The organism is Rhodococcus sp. B10 (assembly GCF_011770055.1).
In the GTDB taxonomy this organism is placed as follows: domain Bacteria; phylum Actinomycetota; class Actinomycetes; order Mycobacteriales; family Mycobacteriaceae; genus Rhodococcoides; species Rhodococcoides kyotonensis_B.
In genome coordinates this window covers 66,316-82,494 of record NZ_JAAFYV010000023.1, presented here as the reverse complement: position 1 = coordinate 82,494, position 16,179 = coordinate 66,316, and the positions used below count along the sequence as shown (strand labels likewise).

At 56.8% G+C, this 16,179-nt stretch carries 25 protein-coding genes; 3 read left to right on the top strand and 22 right to left on the bottom strand.

What is annotated here, in order from left to right; translation table 11 throughout:
- Positions 1–127: 127 nt before the first annotated feature.
- Complete coding sequence (locus RhoFasB10_RS16425; RefSeq protein WP_167677384.1) at positions 128–427, top strand: hypothetical protein; 300 nt, start codon at positions 128–130, stop codon at positions 425–427.
- Positions 428–1,437: 1,010 nt separating this feature from the next.
- Here RhoFasB10_RS16425 and RhoFasB10_RS16420 read toward each other — a convergent pair.
- From RhoFasB10_RS16420 to RhoFasB10_RS16315, 22 genes are all read right to left on the bottom strand, one after another.
- Positions 1,438–1,935: a DUF3846 domain-containing protein gene (locus RhoFasB10_RS16420; protein ID WP_167677382.1), complete on the bottom strand. Its 498-nt coding sequence runs from the start codon at positions 1,933–1,935 to the stop codon at positions 1,438–1,440.
- 59 nt (positions 1,936–1,994) lie between these two features.
- On the bottom strand, positions 1,995–2,420 hold the full coding sequence (locus RhoFasB10_RS16415) for a VRR-NUC domain-containing protein (protein WP_167677380.1): 426 nt from the start codon (positions 2,418–2,420) through the stop codon (positions 1,995–1,997).
- Positions 2,417–2,824: a hypothetical protein gene (locus tag RhoFasB10_RS16410; RefSeq protein WP_167677379.1), complete on the bottom strand. Its 408-nt coding sequence runs from the start codon at positions 2,822–2,824 to the stop codon at positions 2,417–2,419. Before RhoFasB10_RS16410 ends, RhoFasB10_RS16415 begins: the two co-directional genes overlap by 4 nt.
- Positions 2,824–2,997, bottom strand: coding sequence for a hypothetical protein (locus RhoFasB10_RS16405; protein WP_167677377.1), 174 nt, complete (start codon positions 2,995–2,997; stop codon positions 2,824–2,826). Before RhoFasB10_RS16405 ends, RhoFasB10_RS16410 begins: the two co-directional genes overlap by 1 nt.
- Complete coding sequence (locus RhoFasB10_RS26660) at positions 2,994–3,125, bottom strand: hypothetical protein (protein ID WP_277345878.1); 132 nt, start codon at positions 3,123–3,125, stop codon at positions 2,994–2,996. Before RhoFasB10_RS26660 ends, RhoFasB10_RS16405 begins: the two co-directional genes overlap by 4 nt.
- A complete protein-coding gene (locus RhoFasB10_RS16400; protein WP_167677375.1) occupies positions 3,122–3,412 on the bottom strand; it encodes a hypothetical protein in 291 nt (96 codons plus the stop codon). The genes RhoFasB10_RS26660 and RhoFasB10_RS16400 overlap by 4 nt, the downstream gene beginning before the upstream one ends.
- Entirely contained in the window at positions 3,409–4,002 is a 594-nt protein-coding gene (locus RhoFasB10_RS16395) for a J domain-containing protein (RefSeq protein ID WP_240931162.1), read from the bottom strand. Before RhoFasB10_RS16395 ends, RhoFasB10_RS16400 begins: the two co-directional genes overlap by 4 nt.
- On the bottom strand, positions 4,002–4,193 hold the full coding sequence (locus RhoFasB10_RS16390; RefSeq protein ID WP_167677371.1) for a hypothetical protein: 192 nt from the start codon (positions 4,191–4,193) through the stop codon (positions 4,002–4,004). The genes RhoFasB10_RS16395 and RhoFasB10_RS16390 overlap by 1 nt, the downstream gene beginning before the upstream one ends.
- 62 nt (positions 4,194–4,255) lie before the next feature.
- Positions 4,256–4,477: a hypothetical protein gene (locus RhoFasB10_RS16385; RefSeq protein ID WP_167677369.1), complete on the bottom strand. Its 222-nt coding sequence runs from the start codon at positions 4,475–4,477 to the stop codon at positions 4,256–4,258.
- A gap of 928 nt (positions 4,478–5,405) precedes the next feature.
- A complete protein-coding gene (locus RhoFasB10_RS16380) occupies positions 5,406–6,140 on the bottom strand; it encodes a hypothetical protein (protein WP_167677367.1) in 735 nt (244 codons plus the stop codon).
- Between the two features lie 138 nt (positions 6,141–6,278).
- Entirely contained in the window at positions 6,279–6,632 is a 354-nt protein-coding gene (locus RhoFasB10_RS16375; RefSeq protein WP_167677365.1) for a hypothetical protein, read from the bottom strand.
- On the bottom strand, positions 6,629–6,922 hold the full coding sequence (locus RhoFasB10_RS16370; protein ID WP_167677363.1) for a hypothetical protein: 294 nt from the start codon (positions 6,920–6,922) through the stop codon (positions 6,629–6,631). Before RhoFasB10_RS16370 ends, RhoFasB10_RS16375 begins: the two co-directional genes overlap by 4 nt.
- 134 nt (positions 6,923–7,056) lie before the next feature.
- Positions 7,057–7,302 (bottom strand): helix-turn-helix domain-containing protein, encoded by a 246-nt coding sequence (locus RhoFasB10_RS26395; RefSeq protein WP_167677361.1) that lies wholly within the window; start codon positions 7,300–7,302, stop codon positions 7,057–7,059.
- 202 nt (positions 7,303–7,504) lie between these two features.
- Positions 7,505–7,882, bottom strand: a complete 378-nt coding sequence (locus RhoFasB10_RS16360) for a YopX family protein (RefSeq protein WP_167677359.1) — start codon at positions 7,880–7,882, stop codon at positions 7,505–7,507.
- Positions 7,879–8,607 (bottom strand): hypothetical protein, encoded by a 729-nt coding sequence (locus RhoFasB10_RS16355; protein ID WP_167677357.1) that lies wholly within the window; start codon positions 8,605–8,607, stop codon positions 7,879–7,881. Before RhoFasB10_RS16355 ends, RhoFasB10_RS16360 begins: the two co-directional genes overlap by 4 nt.
- A 283-nt stretch (positions 8,608–8,890) precedes the next feature.
- A complete protein-coding gene (locus RhoFasB10_RS16350; protein ID WP_167677355.1) occupies positions 8,891–9,781 on the bottom strand; it encodes a hypothetical protein in 891 nt (296 codons plus the stop codon).
- Positions 9,778–10,098 (bottom strand): hypothetical protein, encoded by a 321-nt coding sequence (locus RhoFasB10_RS16345; RefSeq protein WP_167677353.1) that lies wholly within the window; start codon positions 10,096–10,098, stop codon positions 9,778–9,780. The genes RhoFasB10_RS16350 and RhoFasB10_RS16345 overlap by 4 nt, the downstream gene beginning before the upstream one ends.
- Before the next feature lie 9 nt (positions 10,099–10,107).
- A complete protein-coding gene (locus tag RhoFasB10_RS16340; protein WP_167677351.1) occupies positions 10,108–10,551 on the bottom strand; it encodes a hypothetical protein in 444 nt (147 codons plus the stop codon).
- Positions 10,552–11,115, bottom strand: a complete 564-nt coding sequence (locus tag RhoFasB10_RS16335) for a hypothetical protein (protein ID WP_167677349.1) — start codon at positions 11,113–11,115, stop codon at positions 10,552–10,554.
- Positions 11,112–11,351: a hypothetical protein gene (locus RhoFasB10_RS16330; protein ID WP_167677347.1), complete on the bottom strand. Its 240-nt coding sequence runs from the start codon at positions 11,349–11,351 to the stop codon at positions 11,112–11,114. Before RhoFasB10_RS16330 ends, RhoFasB10_RS16335 begins: the two co-directional genes overlap by 4 nt.
- A gap of 864 nt (positions 11,352–12,215) precedes the next feature.
- On the bottom strand, positions 12,216–12,761 hold the full coding sequence (locus RhoFasB10_RS16320; protein WP_167677343.1) for a hypothetical protein: 546 nt from the start codon (positions 12,759–12,761) through the stop codon (positions 12,216–12,218).
- A gap of 200 nt (positions 12,762–12,961) precedes the next feature.
- The gene (locus tag RhoFasB10_RS16315) at positions 12,962–13,864 is read right to left on the bottom strand and encodes a hypothetical protein (RefSeq protein WP_167677340.1); all 903 of its coding nucleotides are present in this window, start codon (positions 13,862–13,864) and stop codon (positions 12,962–12,964) included.
- Between the two features lie 505 nt (positions 13,865–14,369).
- Between RhoFasB10_RS16315 and RhoFasB10_RS16310 the strand changes: the two genes are divergently transcribed.
- On the top strand, positions 14,370–15,083 hold the full coding sequence (locus RhoFasB10_RS16310; RefSeq protein ID WP_167677338.1) for a replication-relaxation family protein: 714 nt from the start codon (positions 14,370–14,372) through the stop codon (positions 15,081–15,083).
- 561 nt (positions 15,084–15,644) lie between these two features.
- Entirely contained in the window at positions 15,645–16,157 is a 513-nt protein-coding gene (locus RhoFasB10_RS16305) for a hypothetical protein (RefSeq protein ID WP_167677336.1), read from the top strand.
- Positions 16,158–16,179: the final 22 nt, after the last annotated feature.

Here is a 16,179-nt window from a genome sequence, read left to right as displayed (position 1 = left end):
ACCCCTGATTGTAGCAAAGTTTGTATTTACTGAACACAGGTTTTGTGCATAACTAGGGGCATGAGACGAGCATCCGGCAAGTCTCCGAAGTTGAAGAAAGTAGGTGAGAGACATGGGGTTTCGGAACGTGAGAGTTTCAGACGTATCGGGAATCGAGCTGAACGACAAAGACGTTGTCAACGTGGTTGTCCGCAGCCACCCCCAGGTCAGCGAGGCGCGGCAGTTCGACGCCTCGGCAGAAGAGCTCAAGGCTCTGAAAACGGTGAACAACCTTGTGTTGCTGGAGTATCGGCTTGCCGATGGCAGCACGCAGGATGTTTACGTGAGTGCGACAGAATTCGCAAAACTGATCCCGAACGACAAGCTTGAGTCGTTCGACCCGCTGCGAGGGCGTAGGAAGAACTTCCGGCCAGGTGGTCAGGACTGACCGCGCTACAACTGAAAAACAACTTCATACAAGCGCCCTGCGTCCGATCGAGCGAAAGCTCTTGGACGCAGGGCGCTATTCAATTTGGAAGCCTTTAGTGCAATAATAGAACTACAACAAAATAAGCCCCGAGTGCAGTCGGAGCCTAGGTCTAGTTTATCACCTGGCTTCTCAATCGGGAAGGAGGAACTGTTGTATGATCACGCTGATATGTAAAAATTGCGGTAGCGAATTTTCTCGTTATCCCAGTGACCTCCGCGCGGGACGCGGTGTGCACTGCTCGGTGAAGTGTAAGGGGATTGCTTCTCGCGTACCAGCCAAGCTAAGGCGTCCGCGTAAGTATATCAATAGCGGAAAAGAGTGCTCGGTAAGAGATTGTAATGAGCCTGCAAGTTGTAGAAAGATGTGCGCTAGTCATTACGGAAGATGGTCAAGAACTGGATCGCCTCTCGGAGGTCGCAGGGTTAGACGCCACGGGATGTCCAAGATGCGCGAGTATGGAATCTGGCAGGGAATGAATGAACGATGCTACAACCAAAATAGGCGCGAGTATCCATACTACGGCGGGCGGGGAATACAGGTCTGCGACGAGTGGCGACATAGTTTCCTGAACTTTCTGCGAGATATGGGACAGTGTGATGTGGAGAGGGGTGAACTAGACCGGATTAACGGCGATGGCAACTATGAGCCTTCCAACTGCCGGTGGACGACCCGCAGGGTCCAAGTGATCAATCGGGATATGTCGCGTATCAACTCCTCGGGGTTTAGAGGAGTAACACTCCCGAAGGGGAAGACCAGATACGTGATGCAAGTAGGTTACGACGGCGTGCGGATATCTATGCATCGATTCCGTTCTCCTGACGCCGCAGCGAATATGTACGATCAGTTTGCGTCTCAATTGCAGGGAGACATAGCAGTACTCAACTTCGACTACATCGAGGTTCCTCGCCAAGACGGCAAATGAGAATCCCGCTGCCTTGCGACAGCGGGATAGGTCTCACGAGAGCGCGTCATGCCGCCTGGTTGGACACCGCGACAATGCGGACATCCGTAACGAGCAGCCAGCGATCAGCCAAGCTGAGTCCGGCGTTTGCTGCCTCGAACGGGTCGTCGTAGACAACGCGGTTCGAGTCCCACTTCGGACTGCCCGTCTGCACCTCCACCCGGTAGCCCTTGGTGTTGAGCAGCAGGTCATGCAGCGCCTGCGGGACGCTCATCGTGTCGCCCTCGTCGTCCGGCTGTCCGACGAGGACCGCGTGGCCGTTGATGATGTCCTGTCCCCGCCAGCGCGAGTCGAGCAGCCAGAGCAACAGGGTGGCTCGGCGGTTCAGATCCAGACCGATGATCTTGCCCTCACCATGGACGAAGTACGTCGCGTCGGCGAAGTTGACCGCGTCGAAGGGGCCGCCGACGTAGCGTTGATACGTCTGGTAGTCGCCACGCTCGAACGTGACCGGGTAAATCGGTTGTGACTCGTCAACAGGGATGACGATTCCAGTGACAGCCATGATGGCTCCAATCGTGAGTACTACCTGCGTCCGGTTGGGCGCAGGATGGTAGCCACGAGCTAGAACTCGATCGGTATGCTCGCCTCCCCACGCAGGTAGGTGTCGAGAACCTCCTGGACGCTCGGCCACCCGGCAGCGAAGCACGCGAAGTACCCCTTGGCGTTGAGCTTCTGAATCCACGCCGCCTGATCCCGGATATGGGGATCGGCAACGAGCGAACCATCGCGCTTCTTGATGGTCACGCCCGGTTCTTTGATCTCTATCATCAGGCCGATGTAGTCCCCGAACTTCGGGTGTGAACGCTGGAAGACAGTCAGGTCGGGATATCCAGACTCGGGGTTGATCGTCTTGTACAAGCTCCGGTAGTAGCGGCTCGTGGTGTGAACCCCAGCCGGATCGAAGTGATATGGCGTTCCTTGGTAGTACAGGCTCATGTGCCGAGCTACCTGCTTGTAGATGTCGTGCTCAAGGTTGCGGTGGATCACTGATCGTCACCTCGAGACAGGAGAGCCAGTGGACGTAGCGTGTAGATGTCGTCCTGCGTAAGTGTGTCCGTCGCATTGAACATGCGCCACATACTTATGATCGCTGGCTTCTTCATGACCTTCGATAGCCACTCACAGATGAACTCTGGCTCTTCGGATGCGAGGTCGACAGCTGTGATGTAGTCACCCCAGTCTTCAAGGTAAGAGGTGACTTGCAGTTCGCGGTACGTCTTACCCCACCGAAGTCGCTCGGCACCTGGTGTCGTCATGGTCTGAAATGTCTTGTCTCCGCGGTCAGACCACGCGAAGTAGGCCGCGATGTCCTCTCCAGTCGGTACTACATCGGACTCGTAGTAATACATGATGGTGTCGAGGTCAAGCTGTTGCTTCTTCGAGAGCTTCACTATGCGACCCCCATCATCACCCACCAGAACACGTGCCACGCAGCCCAGATGACCGATGCCACGATGGAACAGGCGAACGATATTCCGATGCTTGCCCAGAAGATCAGTTCACCCCACTCGGCGATGTCGTCGCGGAGGAGTTCGAGTTTGTAGCGGGTGGCGGGGGAGATCATTTCGCCTCCCACATCATCTTCCACATCTCACGCCATGAGTAGCGTGGCTTCTCGATCCACCACACGAGGGTGACAACGATGAGCATCGCTGGCCAGACCGCAACGACAAAGGCTTGATACCTACTCATCCCTCCACCTCCGGCAAAAGGTCTGGCACCGCGTGCAGTAGGTCCGGCCGCTTACGTCGCGTGGCCGGCACTTCGTCCCAGTCCTGCAATACCTCTCTTGCCTCGTAGGCGAGGTTCAGGAGCTTGGTTGCGGCGATCAACGCACGTGCGCCTATCTCGCGCACATAGGTCGCTTCTTGCAATTCTAAGAACGCTCGCTCGTCACCGATCACCAGCTGCTCGTCGGCGTAGTCTTCGTTGCCCTCGGGGACGGTGAGGTCGATGTGGAGGCGGTCGAAGGAGGTCATGCTTGGCCCCCAGCTGCCTGCTCGTACGCGCGCTGCACTGCGATCAGGTCAGCTTCGTTGCCGCCGTGGTCTGGGTGGTGCTTCTTCAACTGCGCACGGTACGCAGCCTTGATCGTCTCTGAGGACGCCGACGGCGAGACCTCAAGCACTTCGTGCCACGGTTTCGCGGTGAACGGCGTGACGATTGCTTCGGCTGGGAGAGCCTTGAATCCGCGAAAGGCTGCGCGCACCATCTCCTTTGCACCCCATCGGTCGAGTCCACGCAGAGCCTCAATAGTCAGGATGATCGCACGGAGATTGTGCTCAACAGTGGTCCACTTGTCGCACGGGATGCACTGGTCCTCGTCGTCCAGCTTGAAGTAGACGGCAATGCCAGTATCCTCCGGTTGCCGTTGCCCCGAATAGGGGAAGCCATCTTGACGGAGGCGTAGATCGCTGGAGATTACAACCTCAGTGGCCCCGAGTAGGCGCAGCTGTCGTAGTAGTTCCTGGCGGACTTGCTCGAAGGTGAACCGTCCGAACTGTGAACGAGTCGGAGCGCTGGTACGTGGCCAAGCAGGGGGCCACTGTAAGGGGTAGGCGTCGATCATCACTCGTCCTCCCCATCGCGCACATACAGCACGCCTCCCTCCACAAGCAGAGGTCGCAACGCCCGTATCCGCTCTATCGCTTCCTCGCGAGTCATCTTGCCTTCGTCGGCGTCCTGCATCAGGTGCTCGAAGACTAGGTGCGGCGCAACCTGTCTGATGCGTGCAAGGCGTCCTTCGTCGTCGTGCTCCAAGGGCTTAGGTTGGTCGAATTGTCCTCTCTCCATACATGTTGTCTCCGTTAAGATTTGCTGTGCTACAGGCTGTTGGCTCTCTCGATCAGTTGGTCAAGCTCTTCCTGATCGATCTCACCTGCCGATACAGCGCGAGCCCCATCGATCACATCGACCAGCGCGATAGCAGCGCTGTGCAAGTCTTCAATAGTAGATGTGCCGTAAGGGTTGCCAGCACTTAGTGCGCTTTTGACTCCCGCCGTATTCGTTAGTTGCACTTCGATGCTTTTCCAGTTGCTACTCATGAGATGTTGTCTCCGTTTAGATTTGCTTGTGAGTCCAGCTCACTGATCCGCCGACGGCGGGTGGGCGACTGTCAGCGGGTCAGTGGTCTGGAAGAGCGGACGAGCGTGAGAGGCGCACTAAGCTGGAGACAAAAATACGACTCTCGCCTAGAGGGCTGCTCGTCCGCTCATCGCCACGCACGGTGGGTAGAACAATGCGCGGCGATGAGGTGGGCGCGACACGATCGGGCAGGATGATCATGCCGCCAGTTCTACTCACTGAGTTGTAGAAATAACAAACAGGTTAGTTGGTTCTGTTGAGTGCATCATCCTTGGCGTATGGCAGGGTCTAGACCTGAAGGAGAACTTAGAAAATACGCACTCGCCACCGTCTCCAGTGGTACGCCAAGGATGATGCACGCAACAGTCACAGCCCATCGCGGCGAACACCGAAGGGTTCCCCGCCATCTTATTTCGGCGAGCGCGATGCTCCCCGTATGAGCTGTGATGATCTATCTGTAAAGGTTCCCGCGACCCTCGTCCCGCCTCGCTGAATCGGGCAGAGGGTAGATGCCAATCTGGTGTTGCCGACAGGAAGAGTTAATTCACTACTAGTGCATCCTGTCACGGTCTGCCGAGGGGACTCGGAACTGGCGGGCAACGCCTTCGACCAGCTACCTACGTCTACGCCGCACCCGCGCCGGCATGGTGAGTGCCACGGTGGCGAGTGGCTTCTGGATGTGCTCGCGTATCACTTGGTGAGCCGCGCGCTTGATGAGTTCCCGCCAGTACGATCGCTCTTGAAGATCTTCGTAGTGCAGCTTGAACTTGGATAGTTCGCTTTCCCTATTCACTTATGTTGTCTCCGCTTAGTGATGTATTTAGTATGCGCTTAGTGGAGATGATTTGCAATAGTGAAATGGGGCGAACTTATCCACAGCTGTGCGTATCAAATGGATCTCACGTTGAATGTGAGTATTCCGGCTTCGGCGTACCCTCCGCCAACTCGGCCGTCCTGATCACTTCCTATTAGTTCGCCTGAGGGCAGAAATGCGCCGTCGCCACACTGGAGACCTTCTGGCTTCGCGTTGGTGAACAGGCGACCGGTTCCGGGGACGTACTCCAGCTTGAACTCTCGCTCCGACTCAAAGACCAAGTGCGACCAAACCAACTCCGGCTCGGTGTTATCGCCGCCGATGTAGCAGGTAACAAGAGCGCTCGTTGAGCGCTGCTCGGGGAGACTCAAGTAGACACGGGAACCAGTTGCTACTTGATACGGTGATGCGCTGTTGTGGTAGTAAACGCGGACCAGATACTCCGCACCTGGTTTGACTTGCAGGAGGGTCTGCCAACCGCCAGCGTCCGAGTTGGATAGCGGTTTGGCTATTGCCAGCACACGCTCATCTCCGTAGTTCGGATTGTTGAAGTCGCAGTTGAAGGAAGGTTTGGGGGTGTAGCCGTAAGGGTCTTTCGCGTTCACAACCAGTCGCTCAGGACCCCATGAAGCCCGTGCGATCGACTCGGCCGGTTCGGCGGTGCGGGTGGAATCGCTCGCTCTCCGAGCATCTCGTCTCTTCGTGTACTGGCGGACGGCGCGGTCAACTACGGTGTCGACGGTTAGCTCTGCGGCTTTGTCTAACGCTGCCTTGAATACTGCGTCGAACGCGTCGTCGATGCTGACCATGCGTCTCCTCGATCGTAGGTCCGGCAAACAGTGGGATGACGAGATCTTAGTGCGACTGGCTTGGGTGGTCGCAGCACAGTGCTCAAGCCTGGGCGCGCATGGTCCGAACGGACGACAGTCGACTTATCGGACGATTCGCTACTCGTCATCCTCCATCAACTCCGGTAACTCCTGCTCCATCTCGTCGGCCTGGTACTGGTAGTACGCCTCCAGCACTCCATGCCGGGGCTCTGGCGCACTCATCATCGGGAAGTGGTGCTGCATGAGAACTTGCACGAGGCTCCGACACTCGAATTGGAGCCACCGACTGCCGTTCTCGTGGTCAGTGATCTCAACGTGGGTCATGTCCAGGTACTTATCCTGCGTGTAGAAGACGATCAGGGTGTTGTACCAAGTCAGCCGTTCAACATGGTCGCCACGCTGGAACTCTAGGGTCGGGCTGCGGCGAGGGATGTCTTCAGGGTGATAGTAGGGGTTGAAGCGCTCGGTCATGTGATCTCGCGTACGAGCACGCCTTGCTTGAAGAGCTGAATCGCGAGCGTCGCTGCGGCGTCCTCAGGTGTATCGGCGATCGGATACTCGCCCTGCGGCATGTCGAACGTACCGATGCAGTACTTGCCGTCCCACTCCTTCATCGCGATCCTGCCGCCCATGTCGCGGTTCCATCGGAGGACTACCGTGAGGTCGTTGTCCTGAAGTTTTCGGAGGAGGTATCCGAGATCGTAGGCGTCCCAAAGCTGAGTAGGCCATTCGCCGTGGACGTCTTTGATCTTGTCCAACATCGCATAGGTCTCGACGTAAGCGTCTGAGACCTTCTTGCGCCTGTCTCGTTGATTGGAACACCAGAGCAAGCCGGTCTCACACCACCCGCTTAGTTCGTACAGTTCTCGGCATAGTTCAAGCGACGCAACGTGGTTCACGATTCGCGCTCCGTATCATCCCGATGCCCGCCGTACTTATATTCCCAGACTCCGCCATGCACGCGCTGCGAGACTATGACGTGCCCTTCGTCTTTTAGCTCTCGAATCCTTTGCGAGCCACGAAGCACGCTCATGTTGATCATCTGGACGTTGGTGATCCGGCGATGCTTCTTGAGCACACGGAGGATGCGGGCGCACTGACTGGCGGGGTCGTGGGTGCGGACTTGGCCGGTAGCGCTCACGACTCCCTCCTCGCGATCTCATCCACCACCGTCTGGCCCATCTGAGTCAGAGTCGACATCGAGTCTTCGATCATGCGATGTAGGTCGGTCAGTTCACTGTCCGAGAGGGACTCAGGGTTGGGGAGTAGTTCTAGGGCGCTCTTGAGAGAGAAGCGAGCGGAGGAGAGAAGGTTCTCGTGGGGTTGACGGGTAGGGCGCTCGGTCATGAGTTCGCCTCCAGGAGTCCTGCGTTCTCGTAGATGTTGCCGATGACTCCGAACCAACTTGAGAGACTGCCTAACGCCGTACGGTCTTGCCAGTCGATCGCAAACCCACCTGACTCGTTATGCCAAATGACAACGCCAACCTTGCTCCCATCTCTATTGCCGACTATGTCCCCCTCGTGCGCTGGTGTTCCATATGGGTCGAGGACTCCCGTCCACCTGACGATCGTCATCGGGCGAGACTTGTAACAGAGGGGACACGCAAGCCCTAGCTCGCCGCGCTGGTTGAAATGGACCTCGGTGATGGGCTCTCCGAATCCTGCTTCGACGAACTTGTGGTCGTCGCACCAGAACTTGAGTTTGATAGGCCCAGTCATGACTCGCGCTCCAAAGGCCAGACACGCATGTCAGCCGATGACACGCCAGTACTGCTGAACCTGTGCCTGTAAGACCAGAGTCGGAACACTCCGTGTGGGTGAGAGCAATCGACACGCAGGTCGCTGAACGACGTGCTCGTAGGTACGAAGCTCGGCAGGCCGAGGTCATCGTGATAGCCAAGGACGGCTACCGGTTTGTCTTCCACGACCCCAACCACGCACATGTAGGTGTAGCCACTCTCGTGCTTTCGGCGGGTGGGGAAGAAGAGCAAGCTGTCGTACTTAGTTGGGTTTCGGGTGAACTCGCGTTCTATAGGCAGTTCCTCGAGCTGCTTCTTGGTGTACTTCGTCCAGTCCATATTCAGTTGTCCTTGCGCCGGAGGCGCGGTTAGTTGATCAGAGCGAGTAGTCGGGGTCTCACGAGCTAGCTCTTCAAGTTGCTCCCATAGCTCAGTCTTAAAGTTGTCGTCCTCGAGGTTCAGAATCATCTCGTTCACCTCCAAGTGCAGCCACTTCGCGTCGTTGCCAATCCAGAACTTGCACGTCAGATCGGGGTATAGGTCGCTGTCGGGCGACTCGAACTCGAACGTGAAGTTGTAGTGGTCTCGCTCGGTGCGACCGGCCTGTTCGTGGTTCTCGACGATCCAGGTCGCGAAGTCCTGCGCGTGAAGCTCAAGCTGACGGACGAGGTCTTGCGTTTGACGTAGTGGGGTGGATGTGTCCATGTTGGTGAATCCTTGCGGCGACGGCCGCGTTATGTTGTTGCTGGTTTTCGTTGTGCCTGTGGAAAACTCGGTGTCACGGCGCGTCGTTGACGTCGCTTTGACAGTTCGACGAGTTCATGGCGTAGTGCAGAATGTGTACTAGCGAGGCCACTTTCTGAGTGGTTCAGTCAAGTGGCAAAGTTCCGAAATCTATTATGTCGCTGGCTTTCCCGAACGCGACCTCTGTAAGGCTCTTGACAGATGGGTCTGAAAATGTGCCTTATGCGATTCGTACAAACCCGAACTACTTGCTGGGCGGTCCGAGGAAGCTGTCGCAGTGCTTGAGCGCGTACTCGGCCCAGACGACTGCGCGGTCCACGGCTTGGTCCGCCTGCGGAGCGTCAGCGATGATTTGCTGGAGCCGACCTTGCAAGTACTCGACATCGCGTTGGATTGAGTCGATCCGGTCAGCCTTTTGGAGCAACTCGACCAAGTCCTCTGCCCGCTGCTCGCCAAGGTAGGTGCCTTTGATCTCCGCGATCCAGCGCGAGAAGATCTTGTGGCGTCCCGGCTTGCTGTAGTCGTACTCCTTGTGTTCTTTGATTCTGACGCCGAAACCCGTTGAGAGCGTGCGTACAAACTCAAACAGGGCGTGATGCTTCGTCTTGAGTTCGACTTCTGCGTCCCGGTAGGCATCTCTGATGCGGTCGAGATGCAAATCGATCGGCACCGCGTCCTTGTCGTTGTGCCGCAGCAAGCTGGCAACGAAGCAGTGGTCCATCGGTTTAGGAGCGAGCTTAGGGGCCTTCTTGACGACCTTCAGCTTCCGATTGCGGCCTTGGAAGGCCATCATGCCCCAGTCGTCTGGTAGTTCTCCTACCCTGACCATCGACTCGTCTGCGATAACAAGCCACCACCGGTCGCAGTAGCTCTTCACAGAGTCGTTCTTGTGCGGGTTCTTGACCTCGTTAAGCCAGTCCGCCCGCGATACCTTGACCTCGAACCCATGAAGCTCGTTTCCGGTGCTGGGCCATTCGCCCATGACCATCATGTCGGCGGTGTTTGCGTCGAAGTGACCAGTAGCGGCACGTACTTGCGTGAGCTTGGTGTAGCCCGCACCGAAGCGATGCCAGATCTTTTCAGTGAGTTCGCCAGTGCGCACCGGACGGGACTCGTCAGTTAGATATTCACTCATTCACCTGTTTCCTTCATAATTGGTTCTATATGCGACGCCCCTCCTACGATGTAGACGAAATCATCATGTGCGCCGAGGCCGGCCTCTCTGCTGCCGAGATCATCGAGCAGCTGGGGCTCAAGGTTGGGGAGCGGGCAGTGCAGCGAGCGGTGCGCCGATATGTCGGACCGCGACCGAAGCGTGCGTACTCGACTCGTGATGACCCGCTCCGTCGCCGCGTGGTCGCCTGGATGGAAGCGAACGGTCTGGACCGGCGTTACTGCTTCCAGTGCAACCGGGTCTATGTTCGACCGCTCTACATCCGCCAGCTCAAGCATGACGACGACCTAGGGACGCTCGCGTTCGTCTGTCATCGGTGCAAACGGGCTGGGGATCTCTGAAGTTGCCTCGCGAGTGCGCGCGCTCGTGATCTCCATCGACAGACAAACCATCGTAAGCATCATCACGTCCTCCAGCTCGCTGGTGTAGACCTTTTTACTCCGGCAGTCGACGAGCGATGCGCCTGCATCAATGGGGCGGAGCAGCGTCGTCGCCCCACCAAATGAGTCGGTGTCCGCTACATCGAGACTGTGAACGAGCACCACATCGAACTGGCCGAGCCCCCTGAGCGCTGTCTTGATGTCAGAGGTCGTCACCCACGTTTGGATCTCCTTGACCCAGCCGTGCTTAGTCTTGATGTGAACTCGAGAAACTCGGTCCTCAATCAGTGCACGCTGTATGTCTTCAGTCAGCGACTCGTGGTTGGTTCGGACGAGTGCGGCTACTTTCATCTACGCCGCCTTCTTCACCTTCCGCACCACTCGCTTCGCAGCCGGCTTCGCCACTCGGACCTTCGCCCGGCTCTTCTTGAACTCCTCGAACAGGTCCAGCTCCTCGCGAGTCTGGTACTCGGGGTCCACCTTGAACACTTCGACGAAGTTCTTAGGGTCTTCCTCGACGAGGGAGCGAGTGTAGATCTTGTGTACGCCGTTGCCAGCAGTGTCCTTGCTGAACGACTTGTCCAGGAGCACATACTCCTGATCCCCGTCGTCACAGGCTTCCTGCCAGAGTGCGTCCTTCTTGACGGTCACGCTGTCTTTGAGTTGCTTGTAGGTCTTGCGTTGGTATGGTTTCACCTCTTCTCCTTTGGTGTCGATAAATACTTCGTCGTACGGCATGAACCCGTACCTACTCGGTTCGGCTCGTCGAGCGGCGCTGACTGAGTTTCTCCAATTGCCCCAGATGCGACGGTCTTTGCCATCGCCTTCTATGGAGTAGACGACACACCAGTACCTCTTACCATCGAATCCGTTGTAGTAGACAAGGTCGCCGACTTTGATAGTTTCTTTGCTCATCTCACCTCCTTCTGGTGCTTGCTGATTATTGAGTTGAGCTGTGCAACCTCCAGCTGCTTTGCGGTCTCGCTCATCCTGCTGGTGAACTTCGGCAGCTTCACGCCGCGCTTGCGGAGTTCGCTTGCCCTGGTCTGAACGCTGGCTCTAGTCCGGCCCATCGCCTTCGCGACATCGTCGAGTGACTCACTGTTCAGCCAGGTCACGACGAGTTCCCGGTTGTCGATACGTTTACGCATTTATCGCCCCCCCCGTGGCTTTTGCGCGGCGCTTGCTCATCCGGCCGCCCTTGGCTCCCGCAATACGTGCCAGTTCGGGGTTCACGCCGAAGCCTTTCGGTACACAGCGCGATCCTCCAATTTTGGCGATCCTGCGGTAAAAGTCTGGGTCGCGAGCCTTGATAGTTCGCGCGGCCTTACTGCCTCCTAGTTTTGTTCCGCTCGTATGCTACTTCTCCTTTCCAATTCCTAACTCTCTGTAGGTATTATCGCGCCACGTGAGCGCCTCTTCTATAGAGGAGAACGAAACCTTTCGATATCGTCTCCCATTTACCGTTATGCCCACTCGGTACTTGCCGAACTGCCTGGTTACATGTTTCGGCAGCAGGGGGAGCTTGCGTCGAGTCTTGGCGTACGGAACACCCGACCGAGCGCGACGATAAGCTCGCGCCGCTTCGTCCTCAGTGTCGTACCGGCCGTAGAACTTGCGTCTGTACCTGACCATCCATTTGCTCTTGGCTTCATCCCAGGTGTACCCACGCACGGATTGTTGGTTGCGGCTGTTCTCGCGCTGGGTAACAACCCGCAGGTTTAAGCGTCTATTGTCCAGACGGTCGTGATTTTTGTGATCCACAACCAAGCCTTCCGGAGCATTGGTGATCAAGCGATGAAGACGCACCGTCGTCTTGGTTCCGTCGTCGGCACGATCTGAGCGCCGTATTGCGTACCCAGTGTCGCTCAGAAACCACGATAGGTGTCCGTATAGCTTGAAAGTATCCTCATCTACTAAAGTGCGATGACCACTCCCTCGTTTCCCTGATAACTCTATGTATGGCATGAACACATAGTCTTATAAATGGCGTGCCACGCATATGGTGAAAATATCTACGACTTACCTCGCCTGAATCCGTCAACGAAGCATCGTAGTCGAGACTTACGGGCACGATCGTTGGCGAGGATGTCTCGCTCGACCTCGTCGAAGGTCTCAGCCGCCCTGACTTCCTTTTCGAGGGCCGTGACCTTCTCGATCAGTTTCGCCTTCTCTTCGCGGAGGAGTTGGTTCTCTTTGTAGAGCCGGTTCGTGTCCCGCTCGTACTTCTCGGTAGAGACCACTGCGGCTTGCTGCGCCTGGGGAACACTGCGTCCATGCCCCGGCTTCTTAATCTGCGGCGTGGTCACCGACTGATTCGGTGCAACCGGCTGGATAGCCTGTGGCTTCACTGGCGCAGCTGGGGGAGTTGTCTCGACCTTCGGGGCACGCTTAGGTTGCTTTGCCTTCCGTGTACCTCGCCAGGTCGGGTAGTTGTCCGCCTTTGCTATGGAGCGGAGAGTCCGTGCTGAGTAGCCGAACTTCTCTTGCGCCTTCTCGACGCCGTACTTGGTGGTGTATGCCTTGATCTGTGGGAAGTTGGTCTCACTGACCTTCTTCACGTTCAAACTGCCTTGTGGCATGTGTATCTCCGGTGCTGAGCACCGCATTAGTTTCTATGTGCACATCGTTCGCTGACACCAGAGCAAGAACTAGCTCGTAGGTGTTCCGGTGGATGTACTGGCACCGCTCGCAGACGCCTTTGCCGTCCCGGTGTTCCTCGACGTTGAGGCAGACGATGCAGGAGATGGTGGGATCGGTGCTAAGCATCGCCGTTCATCATCTGATCTATCTGCTTCGTGCGGAGCTTGGAGTAAACCTGCTCTGCATCTGCTTCGGTCTTTATGAGAGTCGAGACGTGGACAAACCAGTCAGGGCCGTGACCAAGCTCTGCTGCAAGGTCAGCTATCTCATCCAGTCTTACCTGGAGTGGATCAACGCCTTTAGGCTCTGGCGCATCTTCAGTTGCGTCGTCAGTGACTACCTCGCCCTCCACCGGCTCAGCCTTTGCAGGCTGTGCGGCTGCTGGAGCGGCCGTCTCGGGCTCTGTGGCCTTCTCCTCGACTTCGCCACTAATCTCACCTTCCACGTACACAGGAGCGCCGTAGAAGACATCTGGAGTGAACATGCGTACGCCGTTGCTCAGGGCACGTGCGAAGCACATATTCATCGGGAACTTCTGCCAGGTGGGGTTGCGGGTGAGTCCTGCGCGCTTCGCGTCCTCTACTGTCCAGCTGGACTTGCCGAGTGACACAGTCTTGCCGCCGACAATCTCGGTGAACTCGAGGGTGCAACCCTCGTTGCTCGACTCGACCACGCGGTAGTCGTACTTCGGGTGCTTCTTGACCTTGGCTGCCATGAGGTTTGAACTCATCTCGGCGTTGCCATTTATTATGTTGATACCCCTCATGCTGGCGAAGGGCTGTATGCCGAACTCGATGCCGGCCACGATCTTCACACAAGCCTGTGCGAGCTGCTTGACCTGGCCTCCGCCGTCGCTCTTGAACATGTCCGACTCGATGAACATGGCTGAGAGTCGCTTGATGTCCTCGATGGAGTGGATCGCAATAGCCGAAGTGTTCTCGGCGTTGTACCGCTCTACTGCGCGCTGGTCGATCGGCTCGTCACCGATGTCCAGGTCGTCCGACTGGGGTGTTTTGTTCACCTCGCTTCTCCCGTTTAATGTTTGCTATCTCCGCTCGAAGCTCTGGCAAGCGTCGGACGGCTGTGTAAATCAGCGCACTCACAGTGATCTTCTCTCTCATCGCTACTCGCGACATGGCCTTCCGTGTCACCGGATCAAACCGAGAAGTCGCGTGCTGGTTCTTGCCGTGGCCAGTGCGCCCTTTGAGTTCTTCCCACTTAGTCATACTGCTTCATGAATACTTTCTCTCCACTTAGTGATTGATAACCCAAACTCACAACTCTGGTCTACGTGCATATCGGCTGCCCCGTGCCGGTTGTATGTATTTAGTATGCGCTTATTGAAACGGATTTGCAATAGAAAAGTATGCGCTTTGTCGTTCAAACTGTGGATAACTGAGTCCGGACTTATACCGCACCGGCTACCGCCGTGGAGCAAGCCAGGGTTCCGTACCAACGCCGAACTGCCCTCTGACCAGCGCAGACCAGGCTTGACGGCGCGGACTGGCTCGCCTCACAATGCAGTTATGAACATCTCGCCACGCGACGGGAGGATTCTGCGGCTCGTGGGGAGGTTCGGCCAAGCCACATCCAAGCAGATTTCGGTCGTCGAGTTCTCGACCAACAAGAGCACTTCACCAGTCGGCTCAGTGCTCCTGCGTCTCACGAAGACAGGTCTCCTCAAACGTCTCAGCCCGCGCACGGTCGGTGGCTGGGCGGGTGGCTCGGGGCAGTACGTCTACCAGCTCGGGCCGAAAGGCTGGCTCTACATGCGTCGCGAGGGCAAGTACACGCCGTACCGCTCTATCGACATGCACCGCCTGGCAATCGTCGACGCCTACGTCGCCACGGTGGAAGCGGAGCGAGCAGGGGATATACGCGTCAATGAGGTCGTGAGTGAACCCGAGTGCCACGAGCAGGTGGCCGGCGTTTTGCTGACGCCCGACTTGTACATAAATGCTGACGTGCTGAGTGCTGGAGTACGCCGCCGTGTGTGGGTCGAGGTGGACATGGGCACAGAGCGCCGCGCGAAGATTATCGACAAGGTGACGCGCTACAGGCACGCGTACAGGGCGTGGACTAGTGAGCGGGGTGAAGTGCCGTTCCCGCGCATAGTGTTCGTAGCGATAGACGAGGAACGTGAGCGGGAGCTGACCGCGCTTTTGGATGAGATGCCGGAGAGCGGGCGCAAGTTGTTCGGGGTGTGTACGGGTGACGACTTTGCGACTATCTGGCGGTAGTTATGCACAGTCTGTTGTCAATAGTGCAACCTATTTGTTCGTGAGAGCATTGAAATAACAGGGGTAAAGGCGCATACTAGTAGAGTAAAGATAAACGGAGACAACTGAATATGAACAATCGTTACTGCTGCATGCACGGCGACCTACTTCCGTTCAACAGCGACGGCTACCAAGAGGGCTTCTACTGCTGCGGCGAGTATTACTGCTCTCAAGACTGCCTGGATGAAAGCTTCACCGCTTCCGGCGCGACCTGGCACGAGCACTACAGCGACGATGGTGAGTGCTACTGGACTGAGTGGCATGATGACCTAGACGGAGTCCTCTATGTCCCGGCATAGCGTCCTCGAAGTCGCTGTATACGACGCCGACAGCCTGGTGGCTGTCGGGAAGGTTGACGATGTAGCCGAAGAACTCGGAGTGAAGCCGGAAACGATACGGTGGTATCTCGCACCGACCTATCAACGAAGACTTTCGAAGCGCAAGACACTCACGAAGTCGCGTGTGGTCGTGAGGCTGGATGAGGACGATTAGTAAACAACTAAATAATGGAAATAGGTGAATATGAACTACCAACCACTCAACAAGCGCCAAGTGGGCGCACTACTCAAAGTTATATCTGCGGACACTGCGCGCCCGGTACTGACTGAGCTTGCTATAGCCACTGACAAGTCCGGACAAGCGGTGCTCGTGGCCACTGACGGCTACGTGATGGCGATACTGCCGGCCGCGGAGCTATCTGACGTCAAGGGCAAAACAATCACGCGAGATGCACTGACTCGCTGGTACAAGCTCGCGGCGACCCGTGACACTCTGAAGGTTGACTCGTTGCGCGATATGGTCGGTGAGCCTGCGGGCGTGTACCCGAACTGGGAGCAGCAGATCGACAACATGCACGAAGCAGCGGTGACGCAGCTACTAGTGAATCCTGACTATCTTAAATTCATGGAGCAGCTCGCTGGCGACTTGGGGCGTTCAAAGACACTCTCATACACGTTTCATGGCGTGTACGGAGCACTAGTAGCGGAGCATAACGGAGCACGCTACGTGGTCATGCCGCTTAAACCCGGTAAGTAACCGCAGCAAACGCCAACTACTA

What these genes read in the sequence shown, in the direction of transcription:
- RhoFasB10_RS16420 (WP_167677382.1), bottom strand. Translation starts at nt 1,935, where the DNA reads ATGGCTGTCACTGGAATCGTCATCCCTGTTGACGAGTCACAACCGATT.
- RhoFasB10_RS16405 (WP_167677377.1), bottom strand. Translation starts at nt 2,997, where the DNA reads ATGATCTCCCCCGCCACCCGCTACAAACTCGAACTCCTCCGCGACGAC.
- RhoFasB10_RS26660 (WP_277345878.1), bottom strand. Translation starts at nt 3,125, where the DNA reads ATGAGTAGGTATCAAGCCTTTGTCGTTGCGGTCTGGCCAGCGATGCTC.
- RhoFasB10_RS16400 (WP_167677375.1), bottom strand. Translation starts at nt 3,412, where the DNA reads ATGACCTCCTTCGACCGCCTCCACATCGACCTCACCGTCCCCGAGGGC.
- RhoFasB10_RS16395 (WP_240931162.1), bottom strand. Translation starts at nt 4,002, where the DNA reads ATGATCGACGCCTACCCCTTACAGTGGCCCCCTGCTTGGCCACGTACC.
- RhoFasB10_RS16385 (WP_167677369.1), bottom strand. Translation starts at nt 4,477, where the DNA reads ATGAGTAGCAACTGGAAAAGCATCGAAGTGCAACTAACGAATACGGCG.
- RhoFasB10_RS16380 (WP_167677367.1), bottom strand. Translation starts at nt 6,140, where the DNA reads ATGGTCAGCATCGACGACGCGTTCGACGCAGTATTCAAGGCAGCGTTA.
- RhoFasB10_RS16375 (WP_167677365.1), bottom strand. Translation starts at nt 6,632, where the DNA reads ATGACCGAGCGCTTCAACCCCTACTATCACCCTGAAGACATCCCTCGC.
- RhoFasB10_RS16370 (WP_167677363.1), bottom strand. Translation starts at nt 6,922, where the DNA reads ATGTTGGACAAGATCAAAGACGTCCACGGCGAATGGCCTACTCAGCTT.
- RhoFasB10_RS16360 (WP_167677359.1), bottom strand. Translation starts at nt 7,882, where the DNA reads ATGACTGGGCCTATCAAACTCAAGTTCTGGTGCGACGACCACAAGTTC.
- RhoFasB10_RS16355 (WP_167677357.1), bottom strand. Translation starts at nt 8,607, where the DNA reads ATGGACACATCCACCCCACTACGTCAAACGCAAGACCTCGTCCGTCAG.
- RhoFasB10_RS16350 (WP_167677355.1), bottom strand. Translation starts at nt 9,781, where the DNA reads ATGAGTGAATATCTAACTGACGAGTCCCGTCCGGTGCGCACTGGCGAA.
- RhoFasB10_RS16345 (WP_167677353.1), bottom strand. Translation starts at nt 10,098, where the DNA reads ATGCTTGAGCTGGCGGATGTAGAGCGGTCGAACATAGACCCGGTTGCA.
- RhoFasB10_RS16340 (WP_167677351.1), bottom strand. Translation starts at nt 10,551, where the DNA reads ATGAAAGTAGCCGCACTCGTCCGAACCAACCACGAGTCGCTGACTGAA.
- RhoFasB10_RS16335 (WP_167677349.1), bottom strand. Translation starts at nt 11,115, where the DNA reads ATGAGCAAAGAAACTATCAAAGTCGGCGACCTTGTCTACTACAACGGA.
- RhoFasB10_RS16330 (WP_167677347.1), bottom strand. Translation starts at nt 11,351, where the DNA reads ATGCGTAAACGTATCGACAACCGGGAACTCGTCGTGACCTGGCTGAAC.
- RhoFasB10_RS16310 (WP_167677338.1), top strand. Translation starts at nt 14,370, where the DNA reads ATGAACATCTCGCCACGCGACGGGAGGATTCTGCGGCTCGTGGGGAGG.
- RhoFasB10_RS16305 (WP_167677336.1), top strand. Translation starts at nt 15,645, where the DNA reads ATGAACTACCAACCACTCAACAAGCGCCAAGTGGGCGCACTACTCAAA.